The sequence below is a fragment of the Protofrankia sp. CiP1_Cm_nod1 genome, assembly GCF_920888515.1.
Lineage (GTDB): Bacteria > Actinomycetota > Actinomycetes > Frankiales > Frankiaceae > Protofrankia.
On sequence record NZ_CAKKTM010000372.1, the window covers coordinates 1 to 2,234 of the forward strand.

Below are 2,234 nucleotides of genomic sequence, written 5' to 3' on the forward strand. Positions count from 1 at the left end.
GAACGGGCCAGCGCCGAGCGGGCCAGCACGGAACGGGCCAGCGCGGCGATCTCCGCCGGTTCCGGCAGCCGGCCGGCACCGGAGTCCGCGCCGGTCAGCCGGCCCACGGCCGGGTCGACGACCAGGCAGCCACGGGAGCGCAGCGTGGCCACGTTGGCCACGGTGGCCGGGTGCTCCCACATCTCGGTGTGCATGGCCGGGGCGAACATCACCGGGCACCGGGCGGTGAGCAGGGTGGCGGTGAGCAGGTCGTCGGAGCGTCCGGTGGCGGCGCGGGCGAGCAGGTCCGCCGTGGCGGGGGCGACGAGCACCAGGTCGGCCTCCCGGCCGAGCCGGACGTGCGCCACCTCGGCCGCGTCGGTCCAGACGTCGGTGGCCACCGGATGCCCGGACAGCGCCGCCCAGGTCGGCTCGCCGACGAAGCGCAACGCCGCCGCGGTGGGCACGACCCGCACGTCGTGGCCGGTCTCGGTGAGCTGGCGCAGCACCTCGACCGCCTTGTAGGCGGCGATCCCGCCGGAGACTCCCAGCACGACGCGGGGACGCCGCACAGCCGCGGGAGCGGCGGTACCGGTGCCGCCGCCGGCACCATTGCCGTTGCCATTGCCGGCGGTGTTGGCGGTGCCGGCGGGCGTGTCAGCGGACATCAGCGGTCATGTCCCGGTGGAACGGGTGCCCCGGTGGCCCCGGACGCCCCGGGCGTCCCGCGTCCGGGGTACCGGATGTCCTGGTGCCGGCACCGGGCGTCCCCGCGGTACCCGCAGGTGCGCCGACGGCGTGTGCGGCACCGGGACGTGGGTGGCGCGGGGGCCGACATGTGACTGGCATGCGGCTGTCGGAGGGCGCCGGCGCTCAGGAGGCCGGCGGCAGGGGCTCGCCGACGGTCTCGTGCGTCAGCAGACCCGCGTTGATCTCGCGCAGCGCGATGGACAGCGGCTTCTCCTGGGCGCTGGCGGTGTCGACCAGTGGGCCGACGTACTCCAGCAGGCCCTCACCGAGCTGCGAGTAGTAGGCGTTGATCTGCCGGGCCCGCTTGGCCGCGTAGATCACCAGACTGTACTTGGAGTCGGTGGCTTCCAGGAGCTCGTCGATCGGCGGGTTGGTGATGCCCTCGGGCTGCGCGACAGTGCCGGACACGGTGTCCTTCCGCAAACACGGGGCTGTCAGCCCGCTGACGGGCCGACAGCATGGTCAGGATGGTCAGGATGTGGTCGTGGAGAACGATGTGGTCGTGAGGAACGGGGTCAGGGCGGGCGCTCGGGACCGCGGCGGCCCCGCCGGAGCGGCTCACGGCCCCGCGGCCCGGGGCCGTGAGCCGCGGGCTGGTGGGCGTCCGCACCCTCAGCAGTATTCTCGGACCACGACGCCCTCGGACCACAACGGTACGGCCTGTCCACAGTAGAGCAGGCGACAGTGGAGCAGGCGACGCCGGGAGGGCAGGCGCGGCCAGGCGGCCCGCGGCCCAGCCCAGCCGGCCCAGCCCAGCCCAGCCCAGCCCAGCCGCGGCGCTAGTCGGTGTCCATCAGGGCCACCAGCCGGGCCGCGGCCCCGGCCACGTCGTCGTTGACCACCACCGCGTCGAACTCGGATTCGGCGGCAAGCTCGGTGCGGGCCCGGCCGAGGCGGCGTTCGATCACCTCCGGCGGCTCCGTGCCGCGTCCGGTGAGCCGGCGGACCAGCTCCTGCCAGGACGGTGGTGCGAGGAAGACAAACCGGGCGTCGGGAATACCCGCACGTACCTGACGGGCGCCCTGGAGCTCGATTTCCAGCAGGCACGGCACCCCTTCGGCGAGACGGGCCGCCAGCGGCGCGCGGGGGGTTCCATAGGCATGACCGGCGAACATCGCGTGCTCAAGAAGCTCACCCTTCTTGACCATCAGGGTGAACTCCTCGGCATCGACGAAGTGATACTCCACCCCGTCGGTCTCCCCCGGGCGCGGCGCTCGTGTCGTGCAACTGACCGAAACCCAGACCTCGGGGTGACGTCGGCGTACCTCGGCGACGACTGTCCCTTTCCCGACGCCTGACGGACCGGACAGAACGGTGAGCCGCATCCATACACCGTAGTGTGCCGCGGCCACACACTCAAAAGAACATGATCGGCCCGGCTGTGGCCGGGCTGTGGCCCCGGCCCCGGCCGTGGCCGTGGCCGTGGCCGTGGCCGTGGCCGGACGGTGTACCGCCCGGCGCGCGACCCACCGTGGCGACCACCGGTCGGCCCGGTCGGCCCGGGT

At 73.6% G+C, this 2,234-nt stretch carries 3 protein-coding genes; all 3 read right to left on the minus strand.

Annotated elements, in window-relative coordinates:
* Positions 1 to 647, minus strand: a 647-nt coding sequence (locus tag NBX02_RS16645) for a flavoprotein (protein WP_445548485.1), incomplete at its 3' end; no start/stop codon positions are given.
* Between the two features lie 205 nt (positions 648 to 852).
* Entirely contained in the window at positions 853 to 1,137 is a 285-nt protein-coding gene (gene rpoZ / locus NBX02_RS16650; RefSeq protein ID WP_013874507.1) for a DNA-directed RNA polymerase subunit omega, read from the minus strand.
* A 371-nt stretch (positions 1,138 to 1,508) separates the two neighbouring features.
* Positions 1,509 to 2,054 carry a guanylate kinase gene (gmk, locus tag NBX02_RS16655; protein ID WP_250287306.1) on the minus strand — a complete coding sequence of 182 codons (546 nt, stop codon included), beginning with the start codon at positions 2,052 to 2,054 and terminating at the stop codon, positions 1,509 to 1,511.
* Positions 2,055 to 2,234 lie beyond the last annotated feature (180 nt).

Coding starts and splice junctions, on each gene's coding strand:
- gmk (WP_250287306.1), bottom strand. CDS start 2,054: ATGCGGCTCACCGTTCTGTCCGGTCCGTCAGGCGTCGGGAAAGGGACA.